Origin of the sequence: Mucilaginibacter sp. Mucisp86, assembly GCF_047324315.1 — a bacterium.
Classification (GTDB): Bacteria; Bacteroidota; Bacteroidia; order Sphingobacteriales; family Sphingobacteriaceae; genus Mucilaginibacter.
The window spans coordinates 5,559,651-5,575,299 of the sequence record NZ_CP168503.1; the positions used below are offsets into that span (position 1 = coordinate 5,559,651).

At 45.5% G+C, this 15,649-nt stretch carries 13 protein-coding genes; 12 read left to right on the top strand and 1 reads right to left on the bottom strand.

Annotation, left to right across the window (positions count from 1 at the left end; all coding sequences use genetic code 11):
* The first annotated feature begins 166 nt into the window (after positions 1 to 166).
* The 12 genes from ACEN9X_RS23335 to ACEN9X_RS23390 all read left to right on the top strand — a co-directional run bounded on the left by ACEN9X_RS23335 (position 167) and on the right by ACEN9X_RS23390 (position 14,587).
* Positions 167 to 343, top strand: coding sequence for a hypothetical protein (locus ACEN9X_RS23335; RefSeq protein ID WP_413667410.1), 177 nt, complete (start codon positions 167 to 169; stop codon positions 341 to 343).
* On the top strand, positions 340 to 534 hold the full coding sequence (locus tag ACEN9X_RS23340) for a hypothetical protein (RefSeq protein ID WP_413667411.1): 195 nt from the start codon (positions 340 to 342) through the stop codon (positions 532 to 534). Before ACEN9X_RS23335 ends, ACEN9X_RS23340 begins: the two co-directional genes overlap by 4 nt.
* Entirely contained in the window at positions 527 to 1,492 is a 966-nt protein-coding gene (locus ACEN9X_RS23345; protein WP_413667412.1) for a sterol desaturase family protein, read from the top strand. The genes ACEN9X_RS23340 and ACEN9X_RS23345 overlap by 8 nt, the downstream gene beginning before the upstream one ends.
* Positions 1,492 to 2,634, top strand: coding sequence for a formylglycine-generating enzyme family protein (locus ACEN9X_RS23350; RefSeq protein ID WP_413667413.1), 1,143 nt, complete (start codon positions 1,492 to 1,494; stop codon positions 2,632 to 2,634). Before ACEN9X_RS23345 ends, ACEN9X_RS23350 begins: the two co-directional genes overlap by 1 nt.
* Before the next feature lie 194 nt (positions 2,635 to 2,828).
* The gene (locus ACEN9X_RS23355; protein WP_413667414.1) at positions 2,829 to 3,005 is read left to right on the top strand and encodes a hypothetical protein; all 177 of its coding nucleotides are present in this window, start codon (positions 2,829 to 2,831) and stop codon (positions 3,003 to 3,005) included.
* Positions 3,002 to 6,091, top strand: a complete 3,090-nt coding sequence (locus ACEN9X_RS23360; protein ID WP_413667415.1) for a SusC/RagA family TonB-linked outer membrane protein — start codon at positions 3,002 to 3,004, stop codon at positions 6,089 to 6,091. The genes ACEN9X_RS23355 and ACEN9X_RS23360 overlap by 4 nt, the downstream gene beginning before the upstream one ends.
* A gap of 24 nt (positions 6,092 to 6,115) precedes the next feature.
* Entirely contained in the window at positions 6,116 to 7,672 is a 1,557-nt protein-coding gene (locus ACEN9X_RS23365; RefSeq protein ID WP_413667416.1) for a RagB/SusD family nutrient uptake outer membrane protein, read from the top strand.
* Positions 7,673 to 7,958: 286 nt separating this feature from the next.
* Positions 7,959 to 8,435 (top strand): hypothetical protein, encoded by a 477-nt coding sequence (locus tag ACEN9X_RS23370; RefSeq protein WP_413667417.1) that lies wholly within the window; start codon positions 7,959 to 7,961, stop codon positions 8,433 to 8,435.
* Between the two features lie 12 nt (positions 8,436 to 8,447).
* Positions 8,448 to 10,283 carry an arylsulfatase gene (locus ACEN9X_RS23375; RefSeq protein WP_413667418.1) on the top strand — a complete coding sequence of 612 codons (1,836 nt, stop codon included), beginning with the start codon at positions 8,448 to 8,450 and terminating at the stop codon, positions 10,281 to 10,283.
* Between the two features lie 96 nt (positions 10,284 to 10,379).
* Complete coding sequence (locus tag ACEN9X_RS23380) at positions 10,380 to 12,260, top strand: arylsulfatase (protein ID WP_413667419.1); 1,881 nt, start codon at positions 10,380 to 10,382, stop codon at positions 12,258 to 12,260.
* Positions 12,261 to 12,262: 2 nt separating this feature from the next.
* Positions 12,263 to 12,994, top strand: coding sequence for a thioredoxin domain-containing protein (locus tag ACEN9X_RS23385; protein WP_413667420.1), 732 nt, complete (start codon positions 12,263 to 12,265; stop codon positions 12,992 to 12,994).
* A 9-nt stretch (positions 12,995 to 13,003) separates the two neighbouring features.
* Complete coding sequence (locus tag ACEN9X_RS23390; protein ID WP_413667421.1) at positions 13,004 to 14,587, top strand: arylsulfatase; 1,584 nt, start codon at positions 13,004 to 13,006, stop codon at positions 14,585 to 14,587.
* Positions 14,588 to 14,639: 52 nt separating this feature from the next.
* Here the strand turns inward: ACEN9X_RS23390 and ACEN9X_RS23395 are convergent, their stop codons facing one another.
* Positions 14,640 to 15,602, bottom strand: a complete 963-nt coding sequence (locus tag ACEN9X_RS23395; protein ID WP_413667422.1) for a hypothetical protein — start codon at positions 15,600 to 15,602, stop codon at positions 14,640 to 14,642.
* Between the last annotated feature and the right edge of the window lie 47 nt (positions 15,603 to 15,649).

The window sequence follows — 15,649 nt, forward strand, 5'->3', positions numbered from 1 at the left end:
GCTGCTGTTAAGGCTGCCTTACCAGGGTTAACCCCTTCTTTATAACCTTGCGTTAATTCGCACAGGGTTCCAGATTTTTCAATTCATTACATTATTTATCAGGCATTGCTGCTTTATGCAGATTGCTATGCAATGCCTGCATTGTTAATCACTTAATAAGTTCATTATGACCATTAACGACGTTTCCCTTATCGGGAAAAAGGTGTTGGTAGGTGTTATAGTAACCCTCATACCTTTTGTTATCATTTTCGGTGGGCTGTGGCTTGGCCGTAAACTATTGGAAAAAGGCCCTGCAACTAAGACAGCACAAATTGTTCAACCCTCAAACAGCTTCCCCTTATGAAATTAGAGCAGGCAACTAAGGTACAGATAGCAAAGAATGCTTTGCTGAGCCTTTTTCTGTACATATTACCCATCGTGCTCATGTTTGTAACGTTCGCCATAACCGGCCAGCGCCCCTGGGAAAAGAAACAACAGCATAAACAGCAAATAACCTCAAAAAGTAAAACTGTAAACTCACAAGACAATGATTGATCAGATAAAACAAATAATAGAAAACCTTAACGGCTATGGTTTTTCCGTTTTGGTGTTGGTACTCGGTGTACTTGAATTTTCGTTCGGCCTTTATAAAAAACGCTGGAACAAAAATGAAAAATGGGTTGATATTGCCTGTTTCACCATCCCTAAGCTGGTAGTAAAACCATTGGTGGCTTACTACGGCTTAAAAGTGCTGCCGGCTATATTGCCCGGGTTAAAAAACACCTTTGATTGGGTTCCGTTTTTCTGGGGATTTATCATCATTGCGGTGGCCGATGATCTTACCCAATACTGGTACCACCGTTTGCACCACCAGGTGCCGTGGTTGTGGCGTTTTCACCGTACGCACCACTCGGCATCGTATATGGGTATGGCCATGGCCAGCAGGCAAAACATCATTTATACTATCTTTTTTTCGCAAACCTATTTAACTACAGCGCTGGTTTATCTTGGTTTGGGTATCCCGGCGGTAGTGGTAAAAGGTATCAAAGGCACCATTACTACATTGGCGCATTCAAGTATCCCATGGGATAAGCCTTTTTATCAATATAAAATATTGCATCCGCTGGCCTGGATCCTGGAACGCACCATTTCAACTCCGGCAACGCACCATGCACATCACGCTGCCACTACCGATGACGGGGTAGGTTATTACAAAGGCAACTTTGGCAACATGTTCTTTTGGTGGGATATCATTTTCGGTACGGCCCATATCTCTCGCCAATACCCTAAAGCATATGGCATTTCACATTACGAAGGGGATCAATGGTACGCACAATTGGCCTGGCCTTTATTTAAATCAAAAGTGCCCGGAAGCGAGCTTGCTGCTGATGGCCCTATGGTTAAGGATGATGTGCCTTTGCAGCCTCATCAATTATACCGGCCCGATGTTGTAGTTGAGCCCGAAACAGAACAGGTTGATGCGGCATTTCAATTACAGCCTGTAAAAGCGTAATGAAAAAGATTGTATTTATGTTTTTTAGTATCGTATGGTTTGCATCATGCAGGCAACCGGCGAAACCAGTGGTGAGTATTGCGGTAGCCACGGCTCCCGGTACTAAAAAGAAACTTTGCTGCGAATCAAATATCCCCAACAGGTTTAAAGCAGCAGGACTAAGCGGTGCGGCGCTTAGTTTACCTGAAACCGGTAACACCCATGCCAACCATGCGGGGATGGCATGGGTGCCGCCCGGCACTTTCAGGATGGGGGCAGATAACCAACAGGCCGAACCTGATGAATATCCCAAGCATGACGTAACTGTTGATGGTTTTTGGATAGATAAAACCGAAGTTACCAATGCCCAGTTCGAAAAATTTGTGAAAGCTACAGGCTATATTACCACAGCCGAGCGAAAGCCCGACTGGAACGAGCTAAAAAAACAAATGCCCCCGGGCACCGAAAAACCTGCAGATAGTTTGCTGGTACCGGCTTCGCTGGTGTTTGTGCCGGCTGATCATCAGGTTAATCTGAATGATTATAGCCAATGGTGGGCCTGGAAAACCGGGGCCAATTGGAAACATCCGCACGGGCCGGGCAGCGATATCAAGGGTAAAGACAATTACCCGGTAGTGCAGGTGTCATGGTATGATGCTGTGGCTTACAGTAAATGGGCCGGTAAACGTTTACCAACCGAAGCCGAATGGGAGCGGGCTGCGCGGGGGGGGCTTGAAGATAAGATCTATCCATGGGGGAATGAGAAGGTAAATGAGGGACAGCCCAAAGCAAATACCTGGGACGGTAGTTTTCCTTATAAGAATACCCAACGCGATCGTTACTATTATTTAGCCCCGGTTAGTTCATTTGCACCCAATGGTTACGGCTTGTACGATATGGCCGGTAATGTATGGGAATGGTGTGCCGATTTGTATAACAACAATTATTACAAAACGGTAAGCAGCCCGGCAGGTGTTAAAAACCCCAAAGGCGCTTCCAAATCATATGACCCTGATGAGCCTTATGCCATCAAAAGGGTAGTGCGGGGCGGCTCATTTTTGTGTAACGACAGCTACTGTTCAGGCTATCGTGTATCGCGCAGGATGAAAACTACCGAAGACAGCGGCATGGAGCACCTTGGTTTCCGTTGTGTTAGCAATTAAAATAATACCCCTGAAATAATTGATTGATCGGCCTGCTTTATCAGGCATAACCAGAAAGGAACATGAAAAAGTAAACAACTACATTCTTCAAATAAGGGAAAAGCAAAGCCTTTCCCTCAGTCATTAAAACAACGAAACAGGGATCGATTGGCGTTGAGCCTGTTTCAATTGAGTCATTTTAATTATTCAAATTTATGCAAAATATTGCAAATGCAGGGATTGGCTATGCGTTGCCTTTTCCGCTGCAGGCAGCATCTTTTACGCTGCAAATTATTGAGGATGCTTTTCATCCGCAGCAATTATACAGGCCGTTTAACGCGGTAACTGATCAGTCGTCCGGTTTTTCATCTTTTAAAAACCTGTCGACATGAAAAAATTACTATTAATCCCATTCCTGCTGTTTATTGCTTTTCCGTTGCTAACCATCGCGCAGCAAACCCAGCCTACCATCAATTCGCATTTGGTTGGCCGTGTAATTGACAGCGCAACCCGTGAGCCCTTGCCCGGTGCAGTGGTTAAGATCCAGGGTACCACTCACGTGGTTTCAACGGACATTGAAGGCAAATTCAGCTTTATAACCGGCCAGAAATTTCCTTATAAACTCATTATCACCTTTACCGGATACGAAAAGAAGGAGTTTATTGCTGATGGCAGTCCGGTTGAAATCAAACTTAAAGATGCTCAAACTCAGCTCAACCAGGTGGTTGTGGTAGGCTATGGCTCGCAAAAACGTAAGGATATCACCGGTTCGGTGGCTTCTGTTCCGGCACTGGCTTTAAAGCAACCGGTTCCTTCGCTCGACAGGGCCTTGCAGGGTTCTGTTTCGGGCATCCAGGTTACACAAGCTACCGGGCAGCCGGGAGCAGGTGTAACCGTGCAGATCCGCGGCGTAAACTCTATCAATGCTGTTGCCGAACCATTGTATATTATTGATGGTTTCCCAACATCAAACAGCAACTCGCTTACCGACGCGGGGGTAACCAACGGACCAAAGATCAATCCGCTGGCATCTATCAATACTTCGGATATTGAAAGTATCGAGGTTTTGAAAGATGCTTCGGCCACGGCTATTTATGGTACACGCGGCGCCAATGGTGTAATCATTATCACCACAAAAAAAGGTAAAGCAGGCGTATCATCTATCAATTATGATGGCAGCTACGGCAAGCAGGAGGTAATTAAAACCTTGTCTTTGCTTAATACTCCTCAGTGGGAAGCTTTACGTAACGACGCGCTGGTAAATACCGGAAAAACCGCTCAAACAGAGGCGCAGCTAAACCCATATAATGCCAATACCGACTGGCAGGCCGCCGCTTTCCGTAAGGGAACGTCGCAAAATCATAGTCTTTCAATATTTTCTGGTACCGAGCGCACGAGACTTGCTTTTTCCGGCAATTACTTTAAACAGGATGGTATTCTGCAAAATACCAATTTTGAGCGTTACGCGGGCCGTGTGAATGTGGAGCATGATTATAACGACAAGTTTAAGATTTCGTCATATATCACCGGCAGCCGTACCACCGCGCAGATAGCACCGGCTGGCGTAGTTCCTGCCATTTTGCTGATGACCCCAACCACACCCATTTATAATACAGATGGCTCCTTCTTTAGTAAAAATATATTCGAAGGCACTTACGGAAACCCAATCAATACGCTATATAACCAAACCAACACCACTACCACAAGCCGCATTTTAGGTAACATCGCGGGCGATTATAAGATTACCGAAAACCTTACCGCAAGGGTATTGGCTGGTGTGGATATCATCGACAATAAACAAAACCGTTACCTGCCTGCTACCGTTTATGAGGGCTCAGGCTACTCAGGTCTCGGTGAAGTTGGTACACTAAACTCATTTAACTGGCTTAATGAAAATACGCTTACTTACAACAAAAAGTTTGGCAAGCACTCGCTTAATGTATTGGCCGGTTTTACGCAGCAGCAATTTAAAGCAGAAGGTTCTATTAATGGAGCATCAGGTTTTGTGAGCGATTATGATACTTTCAATAACCTTGGATCAGGCAGTGTAACCAACGTTTCAGGAAGTGGTTTTGCTATTGCACCATCTTCGTCGTCAAATACATGGGCTTTAAAATCCTACCTGGGCAGGATCAATTATGGTTTTAACAGCAAATATCTGTTAACCTTAACCCTGCGTGCTGATGGTTCGTCGAAGTTCGCGCCCGGGCATCAGTGGGCATCTTTCCCATCGGCTGCCATAGCCTGGAACGCATCGAGCGAAGATTTCCTGAAAAACGTAACTGCTATCAGTCAGTTAAAACTGAGGTTGAGCGCCGGTCAAACCGGTAACAGCGATATCCCGGCTTACCAGTCGTACTCGCAATTAGGTTACTATCGCTACAATTTCGGTAACGCTACGGTTGCCGGTTTTGCACCCAATAGTTTGTACAATCCCAATTTAACCTGGGAAAAAACAAGTCAGTATGATTTTGGTTTTGACCTGGGCTTGTTTAAAGACAGGGTTACCGTAACGGCGGATGTTTATTATAAGAAAACCACTAACCTGCTGCTTTATCTTCCCTTGCCGGCAACAAGCGGTTTAACCATTATTACCAATACAGCTATTACCAACCCGCAGCAGTATGAAAACGTAGGTTCGGTACAGAATAAAGGTTTTGAATTGGGCATTAACTCTCATAACCTTGTTGGCAGTTTTGTATGGAATACTAACCTGGTATTTGCACTTAACCGTAACAAGGTGTTAAGCCTTGGCGGTAACGGTGTTAATCAATTTATCCCCGATTCATCCCTGCCATCCATCATTAAGGTTGGCGAACCTATAGGTTCGTTTATCGGTTACAAAACAAACGGACTTATCCAGGCTGGCGGACCGGTACTTACCCCGGCGGCCAATACACAACCCGGCGGCCAAAACTACCAGGATATTAACGGTGATGGTAAAATAACACAAGCAGGCGACAGGGTAATTCTTGGTAATGCCCAGCCTAAGTTTACCGGAGGTATTACCAACACATTTGCCTATAAAGGTTTTGACCTGAGTGTGTTTTTACAAGGATCATACGGTAATAAGATCTACAACCAGCAACGAAACGTACTGGAACTGGGTACCGGCTATACCAATGCTACAACCACCTTGCTAAACCGCTGGACACCAACCAACACCAATACCGACGTACACAGCGCATACCAGGATCCTGCGCCAACCATATCAGACAGGTTTGTGGAGAATGGGTCGTACCTGCGGTTGAAAAGCCTTGGTTTGGGTTACACCTTTCCGCAATCGGTACTTTCCAGGTCGCCAATCAAGAAAGTCAGGATTTACCTGAGTGCACAAAACCTGGCAACCTGGACCAAATATACCGGTTACGACCCTGAAGTAAGCAGCAACGAGCAATCGGCCATTACATCGGGAGTTGACAACGGAGCTTACCCGAATAATAAATCTGTAATAGTTGGCATAGGAGTTACCCTGTAACGGCTAAACCTTGATTTTTTAGATATGAAGACGAAAAATATTAAATACCTTATTATACTGGTCGCTTTTGCCGCGGTTTCGTGCGCAAAGCTCAAAGAAGACCCGCGGTCGTTCATCCCGGCAAGTCAGTTTTATAAAACCCAGGCAGACGCCGTGGCAGCAGTTACCGCCGCTTATTCGTTATTGAACGCCGGGGCAAATAGTGTCCAGACACCTTATAACACCCTTTTTAACACGGGCATGAATTTTATGGCCGATGACGAAGCTCCGGGCCCGGGCGCTACCAATCCCGATGTACGCTCACAAGCAGTATTGGGGCATTCGGCATCAGGTTTGCGTGTTTTGCAGATCTGGCAGCAGCATTATGCCGCGATTAAAAAGGCCAACATTGCTATTGATACTATCCCCGATATCAAGTTTGATGCTACGTTAAACAAAAGACTTGTTGCCGAAGCTAAGTTTTTAAGGGCACTGTATTATTTTAACCTTGTGAGGCTTTATGGCGATGTGCCATTAGTTTTGCATGATCAAACCTCTATAAACCTGGCCGATCTTCAAATTCCGAGAACGGCCGCGGCTACCGTGTATGCGCAAATAGAAACCGATTTAACCAATGCAGCCACCGATTTACCCAATAACTATACTGGCCCTGATATAGGCAGGGCTACAGCGGGTGCAGCCAACTCCTTACTGGCTAAGGTTTATCTTACCGAACGCAAATGGGATAAAGCCGTAGCACAGGCAGAGGCTGTAATTAATGGCCCATACGGGTACGATCTGTTTGCCAATTACGCCGATGTGTTTTTGCCTGCAACTAAAAACGGAAAGGAGCATATTTTTTCGGCGCAGTTTAAATCAAATTCGCAGGGACAGGGCAACAACCAGGCACCCCGGTCAATATTAAACGGTATCCCGGGAATGGTGGGCAGCTATGCCGATCAGGTAGTGTTTTATTCAGTACCAGATGCTACCAAGCCGGGCGGTGTAGATAAATTTTTCAGCATTTATAAGCTGTATCCGGCCAATGATAAGCGTAAACGGGTAAGCTTTGTAACGCGCTTTCAAAGCCCTACTACCAACCTTTGGTATGGTAAGCTGAATGACGCTACTATCGCTAATGATTCAATCCCATTCTTTAATAAATATTATGACCCAAGCGTTGCCGCTAACGAGGCAGAATCGGGTGCTAATGTATCTATCATTCGCTTTTCGGATGTACTGCTGATCCACGCCGAAGCCGAGAATGAACTGAACGGGCCAACTGCTAAAGCATATGCTTCCATCAACAGGGTAAGGAAACGTGCGGGGCTTGACGACCTTGCCGGGCTTGACCAGGCTTCATTCCGTAACGCGGTTTATCTGGAACGCCGGCTGGAGTTTGTATTTGAATACCAGCGCTGGTTTGATCTGATCCGTGAACGCGATGCTTCGGGTAACGGTATATTGGAGGCAAGCCTGCTTAAAGTTGGTAAAACCAATGTAAGCAAAGGTGCGGCAGGCAAATTCTATTTGTTCCCGATACCACAGCAGGAGATTGATAACAGCAATGGTAAGTTGACGCAAAATCCGGGCTGGCAGTAAACGGTTGATGAATTGAGCGATGCGGGCAATGGCCAGCGCGATTCCCCTCTTGAGAGGGGCGGAGGGGTGTGTTACTCTGTAAGCGACTTATCGCCCCTATAACACACCCCTCCCAACGCTCTGTCCATCGCGCCCCCTCACAAGAGGGGAGCAAGGAATTTAAACTCAATAACCCCGCAAGTTCAAGCGTCCACGCTCCCGGTTTAGTAAGCGTGGACGCTTACCATGGATATAATTCAAGCGTGGACGCTTGAACTTGCGAAAGATGTTTTAAAAGCGATATTCTATGAAGAAGATAACAATGTTCGTGCTAATCCTGGCCACCGTAATCAGTAAGGTATCGGCACAAAGAGCACCTGTAGAAAGTGGCTCTCACGGCATCGATCCAAGAGTGAGCGCCGCTGTTTTCCAGGTGCTTGACGAATACATGGCAACCTTTAATGCTAAAGATTTAAAAGGATGGGAAACAACTTACCAGTTTCCGCATTACCGGTTGGCCGGCGGCAAAATGTCAGTATTGGAGAGGGCTGGTCTGCGCGATTCAGTTAAGGTATTTGGCGAATTGCAAAAAGCAGGGTGGGACCACAGCCAGTGGGACCACCGTAACATTGTGCAGGCATCGGCAGATAAGGTGCATGTTGATACCCGCTTTTCGCGCTTCCGCGCCGATGGCAGCCTGATAGGGCATTACGAGTCACTATACATATTAACCAAAGAAAACGGCCGCTGGGGTGTAAAATTCCGCTCCAGCTATGCCGAATAAACCTACATAAACATGAAAACAAAAAAAATAACATTGTTCCTGTCGCTTGGCCTGTTAGCAGCATTTACAGCCAAAGCACAAAACGGACAAGCACCGGCATTTGGCGGCACGGTGGGTAAAACGCTTGATGAATCGAAGGAGTGGTGGCCCGAGCCTCATAAAGCGCCCACCGGTGCGCCAAACGTTTTGTGGATCATTTTAGATGACGTAGGCTTTGGTGCCACAAGCACCTTTGGCGGCATCATTAAAACCCCCAATTTTGATACGCTGGCCAATAATGGTTTGCGTTATACCAATTTCCACACAGCAGGGATCTGTGCACCAACACGCTCGGCTTTATTAACCGGGCGTAATCATCATTATGTTCATGAGGGCGGATTTTCGCATGTAACTCTGTCTGCCGGCTTCCCCGGATATGATGGCAGGATCCCATCGGATAAAGGTACGGTAGCCGAAATATTACGCGAAAATGGCTACAACACCTTCGCTGTGGGCAAATATGGGTTAACGCCGGATGAGGACGCTACCGATGCCGGTCCGTTCGATCGCTGGCCTACGGGCAAAGGGTTTGATCATTTCTTCGGGTTTTTAGGTTCGGCAACAGATCAGTATAAACCCGACCTGGTAGAGGATAACGCCCACGTAACACCGGATGGCCGTCACCTCACTGATCAGATCACTGATAAAGCCATCTTCTACCTTACACGGCAGCATAAAGTTGCACCTGACAAACCGTTCTTTTTATACTATGCACCAGGCGCTACACATTCACCTCACCAGGTGGCAAAAGAGTGGAGCGACCTGTACAAAGGTCAGTTTGACAGCGGTTGGGACGATTTCAGGGAGAAGGTGATTGCAAGGCAAAAACAATTGGGCATTATCCCGGCCTATGCCAAATTGCCCGAGCGTAACTCACGCATCCCGGCATGGAAATCACTACCCGATGCCGAGAAAAAACTGTACGCCCGTTTCATGGAAGTTTATGCCGGATATTTGACCTATACGGATCATGAAGTTGGCCGTTTGATCAATCACCTGAAACAAAGCGGTCAGTTGGATAATACATTGGTGTTTGTAATTATCGGCGATAACGGTGCCAGTAAAGAAGGTACAGTTCACGGTGTTATCAACCCTAAAAAGAACTCGTCCAAATTGGTTGCTGAAGATGCTTACCTGAAAACTAATATCGAGGATATTGACGATATCGGTACTCCGCAAGCAAGCACCAACTATCCGCTTGGCTGGGCACAGGCAGCCAATACGCCGTTTAAATACTGGAAACAGGATGCCAACTCTGAAGGTGGCACCCGTAACCCATTGATTGTTTATTATCCCAAAGGAATTAAAGACAAAGGAAGTATCCGCACCCAATATGGTCACGTAATTGATGTGCTTCCTACCACGCTTGAATATACCGGTATTAAGCTACCTGAATATATCCGTGGCATTAAGCAGGATACTTTGCAGGGCACTTCATTGGTGTATTCGTTTGATCATCCCGAGGCAAAATCAAAACATGTTTTGCAGCACTATTACATTTTCGGTTCGAGGTCGATTTATAGCGATGGCTGGAAGGCCGAAGCCGCTCATCACCCTGATAATGTGGAATTGGGCGACTTTAAAGTTGGGCAAAACGTACCCGATAAAAGCTTTGATGAGGATACCTGGGAATTGTATAACCTGAATGAAGATTTTAACGAGCGCATTGACCTCGCCAAAAAATATCCCGAAAAGTTAAAAGAGCTGAAAGCTGTATTTGAAGCACAGGCCCAAAAGAACAACCTATATCCGTTTATCGATTGGTATGATGTGTATCACCAGCGTATCCACAAAAATTATAAAAAGTAACCAATTATATAAAAGCTAAAAGCAGAAGGCAAAAAGCCCAAAGCTTGATCGCTATTTGTGAACTGAATAATAAACTTTATATAACCATTTACAATTATGAAATACGCTTATCAACGAATTGTCGCCTTATCGGCAATAGCCGTGGCGTTCAGCTTGCCTGCCTTTGCGCAATTGCCGCAGGTTAAGGTGACGCCCGCTAATATAGCGCCCATCGATCCCGCCAATTATAAAGGCGTGGAAGGTAAAACCCTTGCCGAATCAAAAGAGTGGTGGAATAAACCACTCAAGGCGCCGAAGGGTGCACCAAACATTGTCTGGATTTTGCTGGATGATGTTGGCTTCGGCGCATCAGGCACCTTTGGTGGTTTGATCAGTACGCCAAATTTTGATACGCTGGCTAATAATGGCTTACGCTATGTCAATTTTCATACAGCAGGTATCTGTGCGCCAACACGATCTTCATTACTAACCGGACGTAATCACCATTATGTACACATGGGTAACTTTGCACACGCTTCAACGGCTGCCGGTTTTCCGGGCTATGATGGCCGGATCCCGCCAGATAAAGGCACTATTGCCGAAGCTCTTCGAGCCAATGGCTATAGTACTTTCGCGGTAGGTAAATGGGGGGTAACACCTGATGAGGATACTACGGCCGTTGGTCCGTTTGACCGCTGGCCTACTGGTAAAGGTTTTGACCATCACTTCGGGTTCCTGGAGTCGGCTACCGATCAGTATAACCCGCCGCATTTGGTGGAGGATAATTTCCACATCAAACCGGATGGCCGCAACCTGAACGAGCAGATCACTGATAAAGCTATAGCTTATATCGATGCAGCACATAAGGCGGCACCTGATCAACCTTTCTTTTTATACTACGCCCCAGGAGCTACCCACGCACCTCACCAGGTAAGTCATGAATGGAGCGATTTGTATAAAGGCAAATTTGATGAAGGATGGGATGTATACCGTGAAAAAGTATTTGAAAACCAGAAAAAGGCCGGCTATATTCCTGCTTATGCCAAATTGCCCGAGCGTAACGAGCGTATCAAGGCCTGGAACAGCCTGCCTGCCGATCAGAAAAAATTGTATGCCCGGTTCATGGAAGTTTATGCAGGTTATCTGACCTATATCGACCACCAGGTGGGCCGCGTAATCAGCTACCTGAAAGCTTCGGGCCAGTTTGACAATACTTTGGTTTTTGTGATGATAGGTGATAACGGCGCCAGCAAAGAAGGAACCGTACACGGTGTGATCAATCCAAAAAACTCGGCAGCAACCACACCCGAAGCAGACTACATCAAAAGGAATGAAAGCGATTACGAAACCATCGGTACGCCCGAAGCTTCAACCAATTATCCTTTAGGTTGGGCACAGGCAGCCAATACGCCGTTTAAATATTGGAAATCGGACGCTGATGCTGAGGGCGGTACCCATAACCCGCTGATAGTTTATTATCCAAAACTCATCACCGAAAAAGGCGGCATCCGCACGCAGTACAGCCATGTATCTGATGTATTCCCAACCACTATTGAGGCTGCCGGGTTAAAACTGCCCGAGTACGTTAAAGGCATTAAGCAGGATACGTTGCAGGGTAAATCATTCTTCGGTTCGTTCAATAATGCGCAGGCAAAAACATTGCATACACAGCAGTACTATTACATTTTTACTTCGAGGTCGATATATAAAGATGGCTGGAAAGCCGAGGCTGCACACCGCCCGGATAATGTGGACCTGCTGAACTTTCCAAAAGAGAAAACGATTCCTGAACGTAATTACGATAAGGATGTTTGGAAATTGTATAACCTGAACGAGGATTTTAACGAGCGTGTTGACCTGGCCAAAAAATATCCTGAAAAGTTAAAAGAATTGAAAGACCTGTTTGATGCGGAAGCTAAAAAGAACCACATCTATCCATTTATTGACAGGGACGATATCAACAACAAAAGGATCCATAAACTCGAAAACAACAATTAATTATGAAAAACTTAAAAATTGTATTACTGGCCCTGCTGGTAGTTTTCACCGGCGAAGTGAAAGCACAATCACCTGCTTTATTATCGCTCGAAGCTTTTGCGACTAAACTGAAACAGACAAAAGAACCACAGATATTGGATGCCCGTTCGGCGGAGGAATTTGCGCAAAACCATATTAAAGGTGCTGTAAACGTTGATGCCAAAGCAGCAGATTATCAGCAAAAACTGGATGGTTTGGATAAGGAAAAGCCAACCTTTGTTTACTCAATAGCTAATGGCCGTAGCACAGTGCTTTCGCGCGAGTTGCGTGCTAAAGGGTTTACCAACGTGGAGGAACTGCCTGGCGGTTTAGCCAATTGGATAGGTTCGGGTTATCCTATCATTTCGACGACAAAAAAGGGCGTTTCGTTATCAAAAGCACAGTTTAATGAATTGGCTGCTTCGTCATCTTTAGTGTTGGTTGATTTTGGGTCGAAGTATTGCGGGGCCTGCAAAAAGCTGGTGCCTGTGTTGGATTCGCTCAAAGCAAATTCTGCTTTTACACCAAAAGTGATCAGTATTGAGGTTTATGACAATACCAACTTAGCTAAAGAGTTAAAGGTTAATGTGCTGCCAACGCTGGTGCTTTATAAAAATGGTAAGGAGGTTTGGAAAAAACAGGGCTTCTCGTCAACAGTGCAAGTTGAGGCTGTTGCCGAACAGGCCAAAACCGGGCTGGCTGCAAGTGGCAAATAAAACACAACTATGCTAAAAAATATCTGCTACTTACTCATCGCTATATGTTGTACGGGGCCTGTATTTGGGCAGGCCCCTAAACAAAAGCCCAATATCGTTGTCATTTTAGCCGACGATATGGGCTTTTCTGATATTGGCTGCTTTGGTTCGGAGATCAGTACGCCTAATATCGACAGACTTGCCCGCGAAGGTCTGAAGATGACACAGTTTTACAATGCCGGCAGATGCTGTCCATCGCGGGCTGCATTATTAACCGGCCTGTACCCGCACCAGGCCGGTGTTGGCGACATGGTAAAATACAAAGGCTCTCCCGCTTACCAGGGTTACCTGAATGACCATAGCGCTACCATTGCCGAGTTGCTGAAAGATGAGGCAGGTTATAACACCATCGTATCCGGTAAATGGCATGTTGGGTTGCAAAAATCTGCACTGGCCTATAACCGCGGTTTTGATCAATCTTTTACCATGCTAAACAACGGGAGCAGTTATTTCAACTCGGCGCCGTTGTATAATGATGGCAGCAAGATCACCTTTATGCTGAATGATAAGGAGATCACCCGCAGTGATACTTCAAAATATCTTACACAAGCCATTACCGACTTTGCTATCAAATCATTGAATGAGATCAAAGACCAGCAGAGGCCGTTTTTTATGTACGTAGCTTATAATGCCCCACATTGGCCTATTCAGGCGCTGCCACAGGATATTGCGAAGTATAAAGGCCAATATCTTAAAGGCTGGGATGTGTTACGGAAACAGCGTTATGAAAAACAGTTAGCTGCCGGTATTATCAAAAAGCAATGGCAACTATCGGCAAGGGATAAACGCGCCCTTGCATGGGATTCGTTATCTCCCGAAGAAAAAGACAAATGGGATACTCGCATGGCCATTTATGCCGCCATGGTTTACCGCATGGATGCCTGTATTGGCGAGATCATGACCAAACTCAAACAATTTGGGAAAGATAAAAACACCATCGTCCTGTTTGCTTCAGATAATGGCGGTAGTGCAGATGAAGTTAAAAGCTTATCGACCGTGATACAAAAGAACGGAACTCCCGGTTCTGTAAATTCAATTGACAGTTACGAAATTCCCTGGGCCAACGTTAGCAATACCCCGTTTAAGTTGTTTAAACGCAATACACACGAAGGCGGTATAGCAACGCCGCTTATTGCCTGGTATCCCGGCCATATCAAGCCCGGAAGCAGTAATAGTAGTCCCGGCCACTTGATTGATCTGATGCCAACCTGCCTTGACATTGCAGGTATTAGTTATCCAACGCAATATAAAAACAGGCAGTTAACGCCGTTGGCGGGTATTAGTTTAGTTGATGCTCTTAAAGGGAATCCTTATAAAGGTAATGAAACTTTATTTTGGGAACACGAGGGCAGCAGGGCTATAAGAAAAGGACGCTGGAAACTGGTTGCAGAAATTGGTGAGCCCTGGGAGTTATATGATCTGGAAGCAGATCGATCTGAAATAAATAACCTTGCAGCTCAATATCCCGATAAAGTTAAAACCCTTGAAACAGAATATTTGGAATGGGCCAAAAAAGTTGGCGTTGTTGATTGGAATAGTATTAAAGGGTTGTAAACAAACAGTAAGCAAAGCTGAAACCAGATAGGGGGGCGGCTTTGCTTATTAACTATTGTGCTATCCGGTCTTCAAATTCCTGTAATAGCATAGAAACTTTGACCCGGTACCGCTCTATTAGTTTCTTTTGAAAGTTTTCGGGAGATGGTTTGGCGAAATGTTTGCTTGCTGCCATACTCATTACATTACCCCGCATATTCAGCTTTTTCATTTCGGTTTTTTTGTTCCAGCGGCCAGATGTGATCTGCATTAATGTATTATCGAGCCAGTTGCCAAATGGGTTATTAAACAGCCGCTCTGCAAATGCCTTATACCAGGGCTTTTTTAACGGCAGGGCAGTGGCAAGGCGCATGCATTTATTGGGCAGGAAATCGTGCATCCAGGCATTGGCTTTATAAAAATTCTCAAAGGTAACGTCGCCTTCAAGCGGAATAATAGTTGCTACTTCAATGGCTGTATAAATGTTTTTTTCAACTATCTGTAGCTGTACCTCATCGATATAATAGTTCATGCAGTAGTTGTGCTGTTTACCAACCAAAAAAGTAAGCTTTTTGAACATGTGCATCAACGTACGCGCAATCCAAAGCCGGTTACGTTCGGTGATGATAAAGAAATCAATATCTGAATTATCGTCCGCGCAGTTTTTAGATAAGGACCCTGAAATGCCTATACCACGCACATAAGGAAATTTGATCAGGAAAGCTCCCACTTCTTTAGCCTTATTGATCAGTTCGGCTGCTTTCTTATTTCCTTTATTTCGCTTTACCGCAATCATATAGTCGTTTTTGAGCGAATAGAACCTGTCGAAATGGAACACCAGCTTATTAGCAACAAGCTGATCAAGAGCTTCGGTAAAATCATATTGCCTATATTTATTTTCCAGAAACAGGAATATTTCGCCATATGTTAGCGGATAATCCCACATGTCAAAATAGGCAAGGGTAGCTAAGATATTGTTCCGGGTATTCAACAAGCGTTTATTGTTTTGTTCAACTAAGGTGGCTATACTTTTCACGTCTTTGTATATATAGTGATGACGTACCCCTTGTAGCTTTGGTTGCC

Coding starts and splice junctions, on each gene's coding strand:
- ACEN9X_RS23335 (WP_413667410.1), top strand. CDS start 167: ATGACCATTAACGACGTTTCCCTTATCGGGAAAAAGGTGTTGGTAGGT.
- ACEN9X_RS23340 (WP_413667411.1), top strand. CDS start 340: ATGAAATTAGAGCAGGCAACTAAGGTACAGATAGCAAAGAATGCTTTG.
- ACEN9X_RS23345 (WP_413667412.1), top strand. CDS start 527: ATGATTGATCAGATAAAACAAATAATAGAAAACCTTAACGGCTATGGT.
- ACEN9X_RS23350 (WP_413667413.1), top strand. CDS start 1,492: ATGAAAAAGATTGTATTTATGTTTTTTAGTATCGTATGGTTTGCATCA.
- ACEN9X_RS23355 (WP_413667414.1), top strand. CDS start 2,829: ATGCAAAATATTGCAAATGCAGGGATTGGCTATGCGTTGCCTTTTCCG.
- ACEN9X_RS23360 (WP_413667415.1), top strand. CDS start 3,002: ATGAAAAAATTACTATTAATCCCATTCCTGCTGTTTATTGCTTTTCCG.
- ACEN9X_RS23365 (WP_413667416.1), top strand. CDS start 6,116: ATGAAGACGAAAAATATTAAATACCTTATTATACTGGTCGCTTTTGCC.
- ACEN9X_RS23370 (WP_413667417.1), top strand. CDS start 7,959: ATGAAGAAGATAACAATGTTCGTGCTAATCCTGGCCACCGTAATCAGT.
- ACEN9X_RS23375 (WP_413667418.1), top strand. CDS start 8,448: ATGAAAACAAAAAAAATAACATTGTTCCTGTCGCTTGGCCTGTTAGCA.
- ACEN9X_RS23380 (WP_413667419.1), top strand. CDS start 10,380: ATGAAATACGCTTATCAACGAATTGTCGCCTTATCGGCAATAGCCGTG.
- ACEN9X_RS23385 (WP_413667420.1), top strand. CDS start 12,263: ATGAAAAACTTAAAAATTGTATTACTGGCCCTGCTGGTAGTTTTCACC.
- ACEN9X_RS23390 (WP_413667421.1), top strand. CDS start 13,004: ATGCTAAAAAATATCTGCTACTTACTCATCGCTATATGTTGTACGGGG.